General features: G+C 39.7%; 6 protein-coding genes. All 6 read right to left on the bottom strand.

Features of this window, described 5'->3' with window-relative positions; genetic code table 11:
• Nucleotides 1–204: 204 nt before the first annotated feature.
• The 6 genes from NH153_RS01315 to NH153_RS01290 are packed head-to-tail and all read right to left on the bottom strand — an operon-like array spanning nucleotide 205 to nucleotide 16531.
• Nucleotides 205–4293, bottom strand: coding sequence for a hypothetical protein (locus tag NH153_RS01315; RefSeq protein ID WP_063700232.1), 4089 nt, complete (start codon nucleotides 4291–4293; stop codon nucleotides 205–207).
• Nucleotides 4283–8515: a hypothetical protein gene (locus NH153_RS01310; RefSeq protein WP_156503604.1), complete on the bottom strand. Its 4233-nt coding sequence runs from the start codon at nucleotides 8513–8515 to the stop codon at nucleotides 4283–4285. The genes NH153_RS01315 and NH153_RS01310 overlap by 11 nt, the downstream gene beginning before the upstream one ends.
• A gap of 26 nt (nucleotides 8516–8541) precedes the next feature.
• Nucleotides 8542–9285, bottom strand: a complete 744-nt coding sequence (locus tag NH153_RS01305) for a hypothetical protein (RefSeq protein WP_063700222.1) — start codon at nucleotides 9283–9285, stop codon at nucleotides 8542–8544.
• Nucleotides 9275–11539: a hypothetical protein gene (locus NH153_RS01300; protein ID WP_063700220.1), complete on the bottom strand. Its 2265-nt coding sequence runs from the start codon at nucleotides 11537–11539 to the stop codon at nucleotides 9275–9277. The genes NH153_RS01305 and NH153_RS01300 overlap by 11 nt, the downstream gene beginning before the upstream one ends.
• On the bottom strand, nucleotides 11526–14639 hold the full coding sequence (locus NH153_RS01295) for a poly-gamma-glutamate biosynthesis protein PgsC/CapC (protein WP_063700219.1): 3114 nt from the start codon (nucleotides 14637–14639) through the stop codon (nucleotides 11526–11528). The genes NH153_RS01300 and NH153_RS01295 overlap by 14 nt, the downstream gene beginning before the upstream one ends.
• On the bottom strand, nucleotides 14639–16531 hold the full coding sequence (locus NH153_RS01290) for a hypothetical protein (protein ID WP_063700216.1): 1893 nt from the start codon (nucleotides 16529–16531) through the stop codon (nucleotides 14639–14641). Before NH153_RS01290 ends, NH153_RS01295 begins: the two co-directional genes overlap by 1 nt.

Below are 16531 nucleotides of genomic sequence, written 5' to 3'. Positions count from 1 at the left end.
AGTATAATTTTACTGCTTTAAAAGGCTTTTGTTCAATTAAGGAACAAGCCGTATTTGCGGTGATTTTACGTTTAATCGGTTAACTTTATGATTTGTAAAAGCTTGTTTTTTGATCGGAAATTTCTGATTTTTCAAGATTTTTTTACAGCTCAAAAAAACCAAACCCTTAAGTGTTAGGGTTTGGTTTTGGCTCTAATTCTAAAGTTAGTCCTGGTTTGACTTGTTCGCGAACCATCCAGACTTTTGATTGCGACTGAGTTTACCTAGTAGCTTAATCGCTCTTTCTAAAGTGATGCGTTGATCTGCAATATCACGATAAATTTGATTTGCGCGCTTTTTGCGTTTTACGGCAGCGCCAGCATCTAAAAATGATTCGATTAGTTGATTAAAGTATTTAACAGGTAATGATTGCTGTTGTTCCTGTTGTTCCTGTTGTTGACTAGATTCATCTTCTTCTAGCTTTTCTAATAGGCTTGATATTTCTGCTTGGCAAAACTCATTTTGCGCAAGATGAGTTTTCTTTAAAACGGCTAACTGTTGTTTCATGTAGTCTATATCTATGAAATTGAAAGCAACAATCATGTTTAGCGTGGTAAGTGCTGTACGAAACTCTTTTGCTGAGCAGCGTTCATCAAATAAATGGCGTATGATTTGATGTATTTTCTGCCATTGTTGCCACGCATACACGTAGTTTAAACCCGCACCTTTAATGTTTTGCATGCCTACAATAACTTGATGCGTATTTGGCAGACCTAATTCGGCGATTGAAGTCGTTAGTTCATCAGCAGATAAATTACTGTTTTCATGCACTGTTAGTTTAGATTTAGTTATAGCTAATAAGCGCTCTTTTATTTCATTCGCATTACCAGCCATATTTTCTTGCAAAGTAGCCAATGCGTTTCGTTGAAACAGGTGACGGAAATTACACAAAATAACACTTATTTGTGAGTCTGAAATATCACCCAAAATTTCTTTTACACACGCTTTATTTAGTGTCCCTTCACTCAACGACATTAATTTATCAGCATTAGCGTGCCCAAAAGCATGTGCAAAACGAGCCTGGACTTGCTCTGTTGTGAGCAAGTTAAGTTGCACCTTCAGGCTTTCGAGATCTTCAATATCATTGTTTTCAATAAGCTTATCAATTCGTTCTGTTAGGGCATGAATAAAATAACTATAAAAGCCATCAACGTTGCTGCCTATCACTACAATTCGGTCAAAACGTAAATCATGGCTCAAAATATTCGCGAATACCTTCGAACGTGCAACACGGTCATTACGATTATTAATCAATGCAATGACTTGTGTTTTGGGGCAATCATTAAGCCTATAAAGGTCAAGTCTTCGCCAATTTTCGAGCGTTGCTAAACGTTCATTAGCAGACATACTATTTACAAAAGACTGCTCTAAATTGTTTATAGGGGCGCGAGGAAAGTGTTGTAATACGCCGATGTCAGGAATAATTCGCGCAGAGGTCTCTTTAAAAACATAGTCTTTACTGAGGCCAATGTGTTTGGCCATTTTGCATACTAAAGCAATATTTGCTGGATGCTCTTGGTATGGATAAAGCGCCCGAATATCATCAGTAATTTGTAAACCATCAGCCCAGTGTACTTGAATTAGGTTAGAATTTTTCTGTTTTGCATTAGTATCAAGTAGCGGCGCCATATTCTGTTCGCTAGTGAATACTAAACTTTTTTCCCCAATGAAATGGCTTGTTTCATTGGCAACATCAATACCTGTTGGCCCTAATATATCTTCATGATCTGGGTATGCATTGGTGATAGTTGAAAAGTTGTCTTGCATCCAATTGCGTAAAATTCTCACATAGCGTGGGGTTAAGCCCATGCATTCCCATAGAAAAACATCAGCTTGTACATTTTTTGCAAAATGTAAAACATCACTTTGCTCCCAAATACTGGCTTTATCAAAAGGTCTAAACAGGGGAATTTCGAATTGTTCACCACTTGCTCTGGCATAGATCATAGTTGCCTCGCAACCCGTCGTTTTACTAACGACTTTTAATGTGAGGCTACTAAATAACGCTGCTTTTAAACGCTCAGTTCCTGATTTTCCTCGTGTACCCCAACCCCCAATTGAAACAGGAATTTGAGCTCTATCAGACTTTATTTGGCGGCTTATCTTCACATGTCTTGCCCAAAAGTAGGCAATAAAGCTAAGCACAAAGAATATAAGCTGGCCTATGCTATTTTGGTAAATCGAATACGCATACTCTTTAAAGCTAGACCAAATATTAAACAGAAAAGGTGTAATTGCGAGCTTGTTGTATAAATGACTGATACTTGCTTCAACGGGGAAGGTGACATCTAGCACGCTGCCATATTGCTGAAATTCCAGCTTAAATCCTTTCTTTTGTAGTATTTCTAAAAAGTGTCTTTGCTCAACTTCAGAGCCATTACGCAACTCGTTTAATTTTTCAAAGTTAAACGATATCCAGCTATAACAGTAAAGTCGTTTAAAAAGGCGCTTTGGAGGCGTGACTATTAGAATACCATCGGGGGTGTAAGTTTTTGCCGACGTTTTTATGTGGTCTTGAGAAAGGCTACTTAATAGAAAGTCGAGTAATGGTAAGTGTTCACGAGCGCTAAATTGTTGTTCATCAAAGCGTGGTTCGCCAGGAACTTCCGTTTGACTAATTTCAGCCACTGTACTGCTAGGCACATGCATAAATGCACTCGGTTTTCTTGCTTGTAAGTGATTGTAGCTTTGGCGTTTATCAGTACTGGGTGTTTTGAATTCATGCCATAGTCGCCAAAAACGAAAGCCACGCTTGTAGCCATGCTGCACTTGCCATGATTTGTTATGCGCATTGACATTGTAGGCTTCGAAATTTTGTGCCTGATTGCTTAATAGCCGACCAAGAAGTTGTTCATCCCAATCGGCTAAATTTAGATTATTTTGGGCGCTTAAGTCGACTTCCAACTGAGCCACTTGCTGCTGGTGCATAAAGCTGACAAGTTGTTCCCGTACTCGGCTGATAATTCGACGAACAGCGAGGCTCGGTTCATTTTCTAGGCGCTGATTTAAAAATTCCACAAACGATTTAAATAGGCTATTCGTTTGCTGCTCTGTCTGACAATCCACTTGCAGATTAAACATGATGCGAGGGCTTAATTCGAGTAACAAACGCTTTTCAGCAAAGCTAACTGTTGCTTTTAATTGTTGCTGCCAAATTTGCAATCCTTGTCGGTGTTCACTAAACCGTGGATCGGCTAATTGTTTAATAAGCGTTAATCGTACAGCTTGCTGTGTTTCATATTGTAAACCCTCTAAGACAAGCTGTTGTGAGCATGACCAAGGTAACACTGCACATTGCTCGTAGACACTTTGTCTTACTCTTGGATATGGATGTTTTGCAAGTAAAAATAATAGTTTAACGTTAACCTCACTGAGGTTAAGTTGTTTGCTTATAATGCTAGCAAAGGCACTGAGTAAAAATAATTGCCTGCGGTCAATTTGCGCGCTGTCAGGTAGCTCCAAATCGATATGAGAGCGCATAAAGTAGCGTGTGAATGTTGGCCTTAAATTAATTAAGATTTCTAAAATATCGACCTTTGCTGCATGCGGTGTGGTAGGCTTTTCAAGAGAATGCAGCAGGTTTTCAACTAAATCTGCATTAAAGTCAGGATCATCCACATATTCACTGAGTAGTTGCACTTGATTAGCCAAAGCGCGAAAAATTGAATTGCGAATTGCTTCATTGTCCGTTTTTTCTAATAACGATAGGAAGAAGCTTTCTAAATTCAGGTTCAGCCATGACTGTGCAATTTCGTCAGCATGAATGCGCAAATATCGATTTGCTAAATCGCCGAGTTTCCCGATTAAAAATTTCAGTGATTGTTCAAGTTCGGAGGTTTTATCTTGGTAGCGATTAATCATTGCACCTTCATCAAACCAGCGCTGAAAAGCCTCTTGATCTTTTTTGAGCTGTATACGGTCTGCACCTAAAATATATGCGTAATCAAGAATGTGAAACTCACGCTCGGCCTTTAACTCGGCATGGCTTAAGCGCTCTACAAAACGGCGATGATCGGTATCAAGTTTAAGCAGCTGATTCTGTAAAGTGTCAATTTTGTGTGTCAAAAAGGCAATTGCTTGCAGCAAAAGCCAATCATCTTCATCGTCGTCATCAGGTTGGTTTTGTATCAGCTCCCATTGGCTTAATTCATCAACCAGCTCACGATATTTTTGACGGTATAAATCTAACCAAAAACTGGCAATATCCGCAAAAAGCAATGTTTCTAGACGTTGTTTAAGTTGTTTACTGCTCATAATCACTGTGCTCTAGCAAATGGTTAAGTTGAAGTGCAGGGAAAATAATTTCATCATGAGCAAAAGGTGCAAAGCCGGTGTGCTGGTTATTACCTGATGAAAACTCGACACTAATATTATGATTGTTCCAGACCCAGTCTTGCTGCCAACTAAGTTTCAGCCAGCCATTTGTTAAACTGCCTAAATTAACTTGTTTTTGCCATGCAAAGCGAGTGATGTATTGCCACGTCGCAGTGGCTCTATGATCGTCAGCAAAGCGATAGTAGCTATCTAGGCCAACTTGAAAAATGTGGCCATGATAATATTGATTCCAACTTGAGTTGAATTTTAAGTAATCGAGACTTAACCAATCATCATTAGAGCCAGAAGAGACGCCAAAATTAAGGTAGTTATCAACCCAAGGTTGATAACGGTACTGGTAATAACTCAACCAGCCAGATGCATGATTTTCACGGTAGAAGTTGAAAATGCTCGAGTTGAGTTGCTCATCTGCTAGGTAATCATCTAAATCTGCGCTGCTATAGCGAATATAAGGGGTTACTTGCCATTGGTGACGGTGCACGGTATCGCGCTGCCAGGACTGACCAATACTGATACTTGCATCTAATGCATACTGAAGATCAAAGCTGTCATGACTAGGTTGCCAACGTGAGTTGATTTGTGTGTCGATATACCATGGGCTGTTTTCATCTTGCCAAGAGTGGTATCCATTTATGGCAAAAATATCAGCTTGGGTATCGCTCAGTGAGTAATAGCCTTCTAATTGATACCAGTGGTTATCATCATTGACTCGTAAGCGGGCACCTATATCTATTTCTTCACGGGCAGGAATATCTTCGGCACTTTGGAAAATTGTTTGCTGATCGTAGCGAATAAATCCCTGCCAATTTAATTCATCACTATGCAAGTTTACCTGCTCATTGATGATAGATGGCTGCTCTGGGGCTTGATAAGTGATCAGTTCAGGCAACAAGGTTTTTGCTTGTGAATAAGGCGAAATTTTATTGCTTTGCTCACTCAGCTGCCAGCTATATAGGCGTACGTACTGCAACTTATCAGCAGTAACTTCAACCTTCCCCGCAGGGTGGAAGAACCGCCTTTCTGTGCGCTTAAATTCATTCATTTCTTCTAACTTAATGAGTCTGTCAGCAGGTAACTTGGCCATTAAAGGCGTATCAGGTGTCACAGTGTAAAAGAGTAACGTTGTTGGCAGTGCTAAGTGTTGCCAGCGACCTGCAATATATTGCTCAGCTTCGATTGTTAGATGCTGCGATAGATAGGGGTTCAACCACCTGAGCGAAATGATATTGTTATCCAATTCACGTTTGTTAAATGTGAAAGGAATGCTTTGCTGTTCAGTGACTGACCAAATCTTTTGAACACTTGCTAATTGCAATGACAGGTTAGCAACATTTGCACGCGCCAACTCAGCAGTAGAGAAGTTAAATTTAAAACGGATCTGTTGCCCTTCAGTTTGTGCTAAATCAATGTTTAATGTGTGGAATGGGCGCAGTAGAATGCCTTCATTGGAACCTGCCTGTGTATTAAGCAGTGTAAAACGATCGGCAAAACTGCTTTGCGCAGTACTTTGCATATCAAATAATCGCGTACCAGCAAAGTCGAGCAAACTATCTAATGGCTGCCATTGACCATAACTTTCTATTCTGTTTTGTAAAAAGGTTGACTTAGCATCCGCATCTAAGGTTTCTAAGCGCTGTAGAAGTTGTGTGTATTGGTTATTGGTAAGGCGTTTTTTACTGAGTAAATAAAGCCCATTTAGTAGCAGGTCTGCTTGTGTTGCGTCAGCCGAGTAAATGAGCGACATAATATCGTTTGATGTAGATTTATTTGCTGCATCAGATACATAATCGAACTGGCTAAATAAAGACTCAGGAATGAAACTGACATCAAGATAACTCGTATGGTCAGCTGTTATTGTAAGCGCTTCTCCAGCTTGAAGGCGTACTACCAGAGTGGCTGCCACTGACGCTGCTTGTTGGTTTTTAACAAACAAGGTAGTCGCCGGTATATCGCTAAAAATTGGCATAAGTTTATGCTGATATTGGCTCTGTGCCATAAGCCAAGCCGTTTGATACTCACCGTTTTGCTTGGCTGCTGTGCGTGCCTTAATAACTAAATTAATAGGCGTTTGGGCAGTAAAAAACCACGGCATTGCTTCTGTGATGACGGTATTTTGTAATTTACCTTGGCTGTTAATGAAGGTTTCTTGCGAGCCCGCTTTTAGCTGATACCGAGCTTCATCAATAAAGGGGTGTGCACTTAAAGTCTGATAGTTTAGGGCTTTAAAGCTTTCAGAGACTTTAGTTGGCACAGTTGATGAGTAAGCAAGCCACGCAGCCAAACGATGCTTTTGCTGTTTCACAGCTAAATTAATCAAGATAGGCTGGCACTCTTTTATGGTTGTTAAGTTACCTGCACACAGTGCAAATAGTTTAATATCTTGACGTTCTGTTTGATAACTATCAATCAAGGCTCTTGCTGCAAATTGCTTCAGCTCTAATTGCTGTGTACTTTTGTATAACCCTTCTAAATAACTATTTGCTAAATGAAATTGCTGTTGTTCACGTAAAATTGCCACTCGAAGTTGCCAAGCCTGTTCTGCAATTGCTGTATCAGCATTTTGTGTCAGAGGCTTTAAAAATGCTAAGGCATCGAGTGGTGCGCTCGATGCTAAGTCTTTGGCTGTGAGTAATGATTGTTCTGCATTAAAGGCCGTGACGTTTTTACGTGCTGGCGCATAGGGCTCGATGGCCGCTAAATAATCGGCATGTTGTTTGTGTAGGTCATCTGCAATCAATTTTGATATCGCTGGGCGTAGATTCTTAGTACTGACTGCTTGTTGATATATCACTTCATCACTAGGCAGATCGGTCAGTGTTCTTGCATAGAGCGCAAATTCAATTTGATTCGACTGACTACTTAAGCTTTGAATAGTCAAAGACTGGCTGTTAAGCGGCACTGAAATTATTAATGATTGAAAGTCTTCTGTTGCTTTTAGGTTTACTAACCAGCTATTTTCACCTGAAGACAGCTTTAACTGGCTATCTTTAGTGCTTTTAGCAATTAAGGTTAGCCAAGGTGTTGCACGTTTTTTGCTTGATAAATCAAATAGCTGTGCTGACTGATTTAAAGTGGAAATGAGGCGAAGCTGTTGATTTATACGTGGATAAAACTGATCGTCAACTAAGCGTTGTTCAACGAGTTCTGAAACCATACGACTTTTAGTCTCCACTGCGCTAAAAGTGCGGTAACTACCCCAAAGTTGAGATTGCCCAGTCATCATTGATAGCAAGCTATTGTGACGTTTAGTGGCAAGAGGGTTATTTGCTGTAAATACATCATCACTAAGTACGTGTAATGAGTGGTCGTTATAAACCGCTGAAATGGCATCATTTGCGACTTGGTACCAATAAGGAAGCAAGTGTTTTTCTTGTTCTTTTTCAGCAACATTATCATCATAAATCGCACGATGACTTTGCTCTAGTTTGATAAAAGCATCGGTTTTACTTTTTATCGTTAAGTATTGCCCCGCAGCAATTGCTAGGTACTCAGTATTTTCAAGGCCTAGCGACTGTTCTTTATATTCTAAGGCTTGACTATTAATGGTATTTATTTTGGCGACCAATTGTTTATCGACATACGCATAAACAACACCTTTTTCATCAGGTTGTTGCATATTTTGACGAACAGATAATTTAAGTTTTTTCGCCGCAGAGAAAAACAAGGTAACTTCGTCATCTTTGTTTAGTCGATAATAACGCTCACTACCTCGGCGATTTTTAGTTACAACGGAGGGCTTAGCAAGCGATAAAGCACGTCTAAAGCTATCTACATTTTGTGGTATATGACCAACCATGGCTGTGAATGTAGTATCTTCATCCAGATGATTTTGGATGGCGACAATTCGGTTATGGCCCATAGCTGGCAGCTGGCAACGTTTCGTATCGCAAAGTAAGTCACGATGCACTTGCAGTCGTTGTTGTATGTATTGTGTATTCCCCGCACTAATAATAAATTTATTAAGGTGATCAGGGGCAATGTCTAGCCAATGTCCTTTAGGAAGCCAAAGGTAGTGATGCTGTTTGGCATTAAAGCGCATATCTTGGCTGGTGGTAAAGGGTGCGAGCTTAGGCGAAGTTTGCAGCCAGATTGCAGGCTCAAGAACACCTCTATTTATATCAACAGCGTATGTAGGCTGCATTGAAAGCAGCAGTAAAATGATAGCAATTATGAAATAAGGCATTGGTTAAACAACTTTAATAGCTGGTTATTAGAAACTAATCGCTCACGCAACTGGCGACTTAACTCGATATGAAAAAATTGGCTGTTCTTTGGGGCCAGTGATGCAAGAATATTTGTCGTACCTCCGAGTTCTTTAACATCCAGGCCGTAAACCATCGCAGTGATCTTTAGCTGCTCGTTTAGACAGGCAGTTATTGCAATCGTCCGTGTACTAGGTATTACATGACCATTACTGATAATGGCATCTGCCTTTTTACCCTCAGGCGTTTTTCTGTTTTCTTTAGCAAAACCATGTAGTTGATAAATAGAGAATGATTCAACATGTTCAGCGTAGGCAAGAATAAAGGCATTACTCGCGCTTTGTTTATACTTTCCAAAGTCAATAAGTTCTCCATGTTCATCACGGGTGTTACGGTGTTTTGTGTTGCTTAAAAAAACTTGGCAGTGATTAAATAGTGCCTTTGCAATAGTATGAGTATGTTTGTCATAGAAGCGATGAGGTGCATAAGCAATACATTGTTCACCTTGCTGTCTATAATGAATTTCGCCGCCCGAATTTAAAGATTCATTAGCAACTAGTGCACCTTGTTTGGTAGTGAAGTGCGCAAGAGGATATCGCTGATCAGCAAGCCATAACTTTAAGTTCAAGGTTAGTTCATTCAAACTAGGTGTTGCGTGGCATGCGGATACAAACAACCACACTGTAATCAGCATCATTTTAGTTTTCATGGTTCCACCACCTTACCTTTTGCTCTTGCAGAGGGTATTCCTCAAGTACAGAAATCCACACTGTGTCAGTTGCTTGTAGTGTTAGTGAATGTAATTCAGCAATGTCATTAGTGATTGTTTGAGTAATACTCGGATAACTTGTTAATTGGCTATTTTTTGGGTGAATTAAAAATGCATCGAGTAATGCAGATTGGTGTAGCATAAAACGTTGCTTGGCGATGCTGTATTCACTGGTGAGCCCTGACTTGTAGTCAGCATTTTGTGTGAGCGATAACTCAACCGGTTCGCTGCTATTTGCACGAAAGACTTTAAATACGACGCTCATAGGGCGCTGTTGTGCTGTAAACTCAAGTGTCAAAGGCGCACTTTTATCAAGCTGGTAAATACGTTGCTTAATCCAAGGGCGTTCTCCATACCAGTTTTGATAGATCGTTTTGGCCTGTGATTGCAATTGCTGCAATGTCTCCACCGATAACTCAGACACTGTGACTTCTTTACTGCTGTTGTTAGATAAGCGATAAACTAAGTTGTTGTCCTCAGAATCGTTATAAGGAGAGTAGTTATTTTTTTTGTATAAACCATAGTTAAAGACTTGTGGTGGCAACTTGGGCATAAAGTAGCGATCAGGGCTTAATACTAAAGCGACATTTGACAGAGGCAGTTTGTCAAATAGCTCTTTAGATTGATAAAAAGTTGTCACTAACTCCGGCTCTTTTGGCGGAGTAAAAGTACGAATATTAGTAAAGTGTGCTAACTGCGTTAACTCATAATGATTTGCAGCTCGTTGCTCATACCAAGCGGCAATATCGTAAAAGCCATTTATCGGTTCAGGTAAATATTGATGAGAAATTGCTCGTTGATAATTAAAATCAGCAAATCGAGATTTTAATCGAACGTAGACATCTTTCTCGGCACTAATTTTCAGGTGATGCGCATTATCAGGGGTACGTAAATAGTAGCTGTTGAGCATACCAACACGCTGCCTTTGTGTATTATCGGTGATCACGCGATCAAAATCGGATACGTCGCCTTTTAAAGTGACACTATAGTGCTCAATCGCCTGGTTATGTTCATCATAAATGATCACGCTGAGCTGATTCGTTTGTAAGGCACGAACATCAATATTGAGATTGCTACTTGGCTCTATATCAAAATTTACACTGGCAAATTCATTCACCAAATAGCTGCCTGCATAACTTGTTAAAATTGCGGCGCCTGATGCGGTTCGCCAACTAGTTAGTAATGGCTCTTCACTGCAAATAGTGACTAGCCCAGCATCAATCAGTTCTGTTTTATAATTATTGTTGTTATCAGTTACCGCGAAACTAATCGGTGTTGGTGCTTTAAATTGATGCTTATCGTGCCAAGTTAGCGATGGTAAATACTGATTTGAATTGACTGTGAAATTAAGGCTATCAGTGACATCTAGGCTAATGCTGGCGCATAGACCAAGTTCCGTGTAATAGGCACCTAAGTCGTGCTGCTGCATACTAAAGTCATAGGTCGTGACATTGTATGGCAGAGTTTCATATAAAATGTCGGATTTAAAGTCGATCCCAGGGATCCCTTGAGGTGCAATTTTTTGCCACCAAAATGCCATTGCATTACTAATTTCGGCGTTGGTAAGTGTGTTTTCGCCCATAGTAAGATAATCAGTGGCGCGTCTTCTTCTTTCTAAAGGGCGTTTAAGCCAGCTATTGAGAGGATCGATACTTTGTTCAGGCGTTTTAGCATGGACACGAACAACCACACCTTGTAGTGATTTTTCTTCTGGGATTAATGTTAAATCTAAAGTTTTTGCATTGGGGTAATGAGTAATTGGCAGATAAAAAGATTGTCCAGAAGCAACATTAAGCGATTGCTTATTCTCAATAATTTGTTTGATCTGTTGCTCTTCACTATTGTTAACTAGCTTTGAAGCGTGATGGTAAATTTTATCTAAAATCACATTACCTTTATCGTCATAAAGAACGTATTTAATTGCGTAATTTACCGGTAATTCAAGAAACACGGATTGGTCAAACACGGCATTCGATAGAATTCGTAATGAATGAGTACGCTGGTTAGAAAATGTAAAACGCAGTGGTTTTTCGCTGCTTAACCACTGTACATTAGAACGTGTTTCCGTATTGCTACGCGCATCCACGGGTTCCGCTGAGTCTAACCACACTAAAAAGCTACGCCCTGCAAACAGCACCGTGAAAAGTAATAACAAAATAAGCATTAGGGCGAATAAACGTTTAATTAAATACACGTTGACCTCCTCCCATTAGCTGATTAAATGCATGAACATCAATTAGTTGATTATTCGTCGGGTTGTAGATGGCAAGAATGCTATTGTTTTGCTTTATCATTAGCGCGAATTTATCAAGGTGTTCCAGTTTGATGGTTTGTAAACTACACGCGGTTATTTGGTGACAAAGATCTCGCAATGATGTGAGGCGTTGATTAGCGACATAGTTATTTACAAGTGTTTGTAGCTGTTGGTTTTTATTATCATCCAATGGTTGCCAGTTATAAGGCGATAAAGTAGCAAGGTTGATTACCTTGACCTTAGAGTTACTAGATATGGCTAATAAACGCTGCAACACGCTACTTTGATCCATCGAAAACTGTTGTTTAAAATCAGAAGCAAGCCACAAGGTTGCCAGCTCACTGTTAGCATTAAATTGCTGATAGCCAGATTGCGGTGAACTGCCAATTTCAAGGCCTCGTGTGGCTTGTTGTCCCATGACTGTTTGATAATTGACACCTAAAGCGATGAGCTCATTATCAAGCTGCTTCATTAAAGGAATCGCAGTATCACTTATTTGTGTTGTTGAGAATGCAATTGCATTTGGGCGTATCCATGAAGGTGCACTATGACTGCGAATTTGAATATTCAAACTAGGCTGATTTTGAGTAAAACGTAAGAAGCTTTGGTGAATGATATTGAATAAAGAGTCAACATTATCTGCAGCTAACACATTTGCTTGTGGATGAGCATAAGGGTGAGCACCTGCGACGAGTAAGTTTGCAGCATTCGCTCTGGCAAATAACTCACTAGCAAAGCTTAACGTATTACTTTCAAACAAAGGTCTAGGGACACTTAAGGTAATTGCTTCGTGCTCGGTTAAATTAAACAAGAAAATCCCTTGGCCTTGTTGTAATGCTACAGGAGTATCTAGCGGGCTCAATAGTAAATAACGTCCACTGTTGTTTTTCACAAGCCTCAATTGATAGCTTAAAAGCTGTGCGGTGCCATTAATTTGTTTTAGCTGATTTAGCATATCTTCATTCAGCGCATCATTTCCGATGCGATCAATCAGCTTATAAAGTGGTGTTAAGACCTCGAACTCCCAAAGCGCTACCTGACTTTTAGAAAGTGGTTGATAGTCAAAACTGCCTTTTTTGCTTATATGGGCAGAAAATTCATCTACTATTTGATTGATTTCTTCATTTAATTCATTGAGTTGTAGGTTGCTGTAATGGAAATTCTCACGGTAAATACTGGCCAAAATGTTGGTGTAATTATCGCCATCTAGAAACATTTCAAACATTGAGCCAGAAAAATTTGAAGAAGGCAGGCTGCTACTGGTTGCCGTACCAAAGAAGGTTGTTTCACTACCTACAAAGTCGTGTAGCTCGCGCTGACTAACGGAATGAGGTAATTGGTTGTAAATCCAATATTGACTGCTTGCTTGTGTGGCAGCATCTGAAAACAACGCTGAGGTATGGCGGTTAGCCTCTCTAATTTGTAGTATTTCCGTACCTTCTAATGCAGAAATAAAAGCCTGATAAAATGGGCTTTGTTGGTTTTCTTTTGCTAAGGTTTTTAGTGGTGTTTTACTTGTGCCGAATACCAAGGCCTTACTTTGCAGTTGTTCGAAAATAAGACCAGCAGAGTCACTGGCTAAACTTTCAGTAATGGGAAATGGCACGGTGACCAATAAAGGGGTTTTAGGATGTTTGTTTAAAACAAACAGTCCTCGCTGCCTATCTTCAATTGTATCAATCAGATAAATATAGTTTTCGTCACTTTGTAGTAAAAAGCCTATGCTTGTAAATAGAGGCGTGAGATCAGCAATACCTTGCTGCTCAATGATGGCCTGATCAAGTTTATACACAGCATATTTAAACTCAGAAACCGTTTGATTCGCTTTATAGCTACTGACGCTTACTTTATTACTTCGGCTTGTATATAGGTAACTTTTGTATTGGCTAACTTGCTGATTTAGCGTAATGACATGCATCTGTTCAGTTTCTGGTTTAAGACTCGGCGCAGAGAGCATCGAGGGTAGAAGCATAACGATAAAACCAACAATAATTGCAAGTAACCCACCCACGATAGAGGTTTGCAATGTTGCTCTGACAACAAGACCTAACGCATTCTTTTGATAGATCTTTAATGCCAGTAACGTTGCTAACATATAGCCAAACGCAAAGGTATCAGTCACTTTTATGGTAGGAAAATACCAAACCACAATGTAGTTAAGGATTAGTTTATAAATAAAGCCGATAGTGAAGAACAGCATTAATAATCTGGCACCTTCAATATTGGCGTGTTTAAGTCTGGTAAAGTGAATAAGCGAGCCACCGATTGCTAAAATTATGGCGGTTTCAGCAAATGAAGTCAGTAATTTACTAGGTTGGGTTAATTGCAGTGCCAACAGAGCTGGCAACATGATTCCGTTAAACTCCCAGCCATATTTAATATTTGCGCGAGAGGCTAGAAAAGCAGTAATGACAAGAATGATATAGGCTTTTGGGGCTGCAATGATGGACGCAGCGACTGCTTCGTACATAATACCCAAATTAGCAATACTAAAGTTTGTAAAAGGCATGAGTACAAAACGTACGAGAATAAATGTAATAAGTAACTGAATAAAGGTTACTTTTAAGCCATATTTAAAGCCTCCGTTCCACATTACATTTGCTGTTAAGGCGATAATGATAAGACCAAGCGAATAGAGCTGTGAAGCATAATCAAAGGTGATATCCCAGCGACTCAACTGATTAGCAATCACTGGCCAGAATAAGGTGTCCATACACACACGGACTAGAATACTTAACAATATGATGGCAAAAAAACGGTCACGACCAAACATTTGGCTGTAGCCAAATTTTTCCATCATATAGTGTGCACTGAATCGCATTAAGGCATAGACAACGATAGCTTCAATGATAATAACTGCTGCAGAGGTCGGGCTAATGATAAGCAAAGGGACTATATAACCTGGTACAACAAGACCCGTTAATGGAAAACCGAAGCGCAAGTTAAGCAAGCATACTACTGCGGTACCTACCCAAACTGTTGTGATAACAGATTGACCAAGGCCACTACCCGCAGGGAAGAGTGCTAACACAAAGTCCATTAAACTTGTCCCTCATTGCGAGCTACATGGTTTTCGATAAACTCGAATAATATACCTGACACTTGGAAAGGCTCACCGGAAGCTGCTTGTGAACCATCAGTATGAAGGGCTTTAATATTCAAGGTGTAACTTTGTTCTCCCAACTTTGCGGGTAAGGCTACTTCTGCTTTGTTCAGAGTGATATAACGTAATTTGCCCTTAGCAATTTCAGCGTCTAAGTCGCAGCTTTTGCAAAGTAAATCCAGTGCAGTCATTTCAAAAATGGCGAGTTGGTGCTGTTTGGCAAATTGCTCAAGGGATGCGTTTGTTTGAATCACTTGACCAAACAAATTAAATAGCACGGTTGCAGAGCGGGTGTGATTAAAGACCATTTCTAAGGTTGTTAGCTTTTGCTCCATTTCATTAATAGATTGTTTAACCTGCTCACTAATCGGCTCATGAAGCTTTAAGGTTAGCAACTGATTTAATAGGCTATTGTTACTCGCTTGAGTCGTTTTAAATATATGATAATGGAAAAGCAATTCAGCAACTTGCGCAGCGAATTTATTGACGTTTTTTTCAAACGCTTGCTGGTTGAAGTATTGGTTGGGGATAACAGATAATGCCCAAAAGCCACGGACGTCACCGGCATAAACCAAGGGCGCCATAAATTCGATTTCACCTTCTTTAATATGTGTAAAGAAGGGGCGGGTAATTTGTACAACCCCTAATGATTTTAGAGCTTTGCTGTAAGGTGTGCGCTTGTAATCACGGCGCATTTCTTGAATATCATCTAAATTACAATTAATTGCACGAATTTCAACAACACGATGATCATCTTCTTTTCGAGCAAGGAAAATTGATTTTTCTAAGTCTAATTGTTGGCTAATTAATTGAATGATTGGGTCCCATGGCGAAGCTTGCTCAATAAAGCTTTGTGGGATAAAACGACCCATCATTTTTTGTTGAATATTGTTTACAACGGTGTTCAGTTCATTATCTTCAGACATCTTTCTAACAATAATCACCCAAAATAAGGTGATAAAGGTCAGTACAATATATTGCCCGATAGGGATGAAAAGTTGGTTCATCTCAATGAATACATAACCTATTAAGCACCATAGCAGCACGCTGTTTAAGGCAATAATAAAAGAGTAAATAAGCGACAGCTTTTGAAAGCTAAAAAGCAGTACAAGAACAAGCGCAAGCTCAACGAAAATAGTCAGTAAGCTATTTAACTGTTTTACAGTCGTTTGTTTATCAATACTGTCAGCGAGGTAGGCTATCAGTAATAAAGGATCATTTAGGCCGTCGAGTTTTGGGGCATGAATGAAAACATTAAAAGCGGCCGTTTTTTGGCCAACGATAATGATTTTATTTTCAAGCTGCTCACTCATTACGTCTACATCGAGCACCCGTTCAGCACTAAACTTTGGTAGCGCAGTGACAGCTAAATCAAAGTCGATAAGTTGTACGTGTTCTGCATCGTAATTAAATATCTGCTGCCAAATACTTTTGCATTCAAGCTCATTTGATTGCGGAATGCGCATTTGATAAGTAGCCCAATTATCAATTTTTGGTACGCAAAATTCGTTCCCTGCGTAAGGGTAATAAACATTTTTTTGTTGTACTGCAACTAAAGGTTCATCAGCAAGCACTACAATCGCTCGCGGTTTATATTCAACTAATTTTTCAACGAGTTGCTGGTGATTTTCAGTTAAACTTGCGCTGCTGATCAGGACTACATTGGTTTGCTGAGTGTGACTTAGTGACTCTAAATTTTGATAGAAAAAAGCATTGCTAGCCTGAAAAAGGTTGAACACATTGCTTAACAAGACCACACAAAATAAGCTTAAGGTAAGCCAAAAAGCGCGCACGTTTTTTAAACGCAACAATTGTTGAACAGCAGACAC

Source organism: Pseudoalteromonas gelatinilytica, from assembly GCF_001641615.1.
Lineage (GTDB): Bacteria > Pseudomonadota > Gammaproteobacteria > Enterobacterales > Alteromonadaceae > Pseudoalteromonas > Pseudoalteromonas gelatinilytica.
The sequence above is the reverse complement of the archived record's forward strand: the minus strand, read 5'-3'. Positions and strand labels throughout refer to the sequence as shown.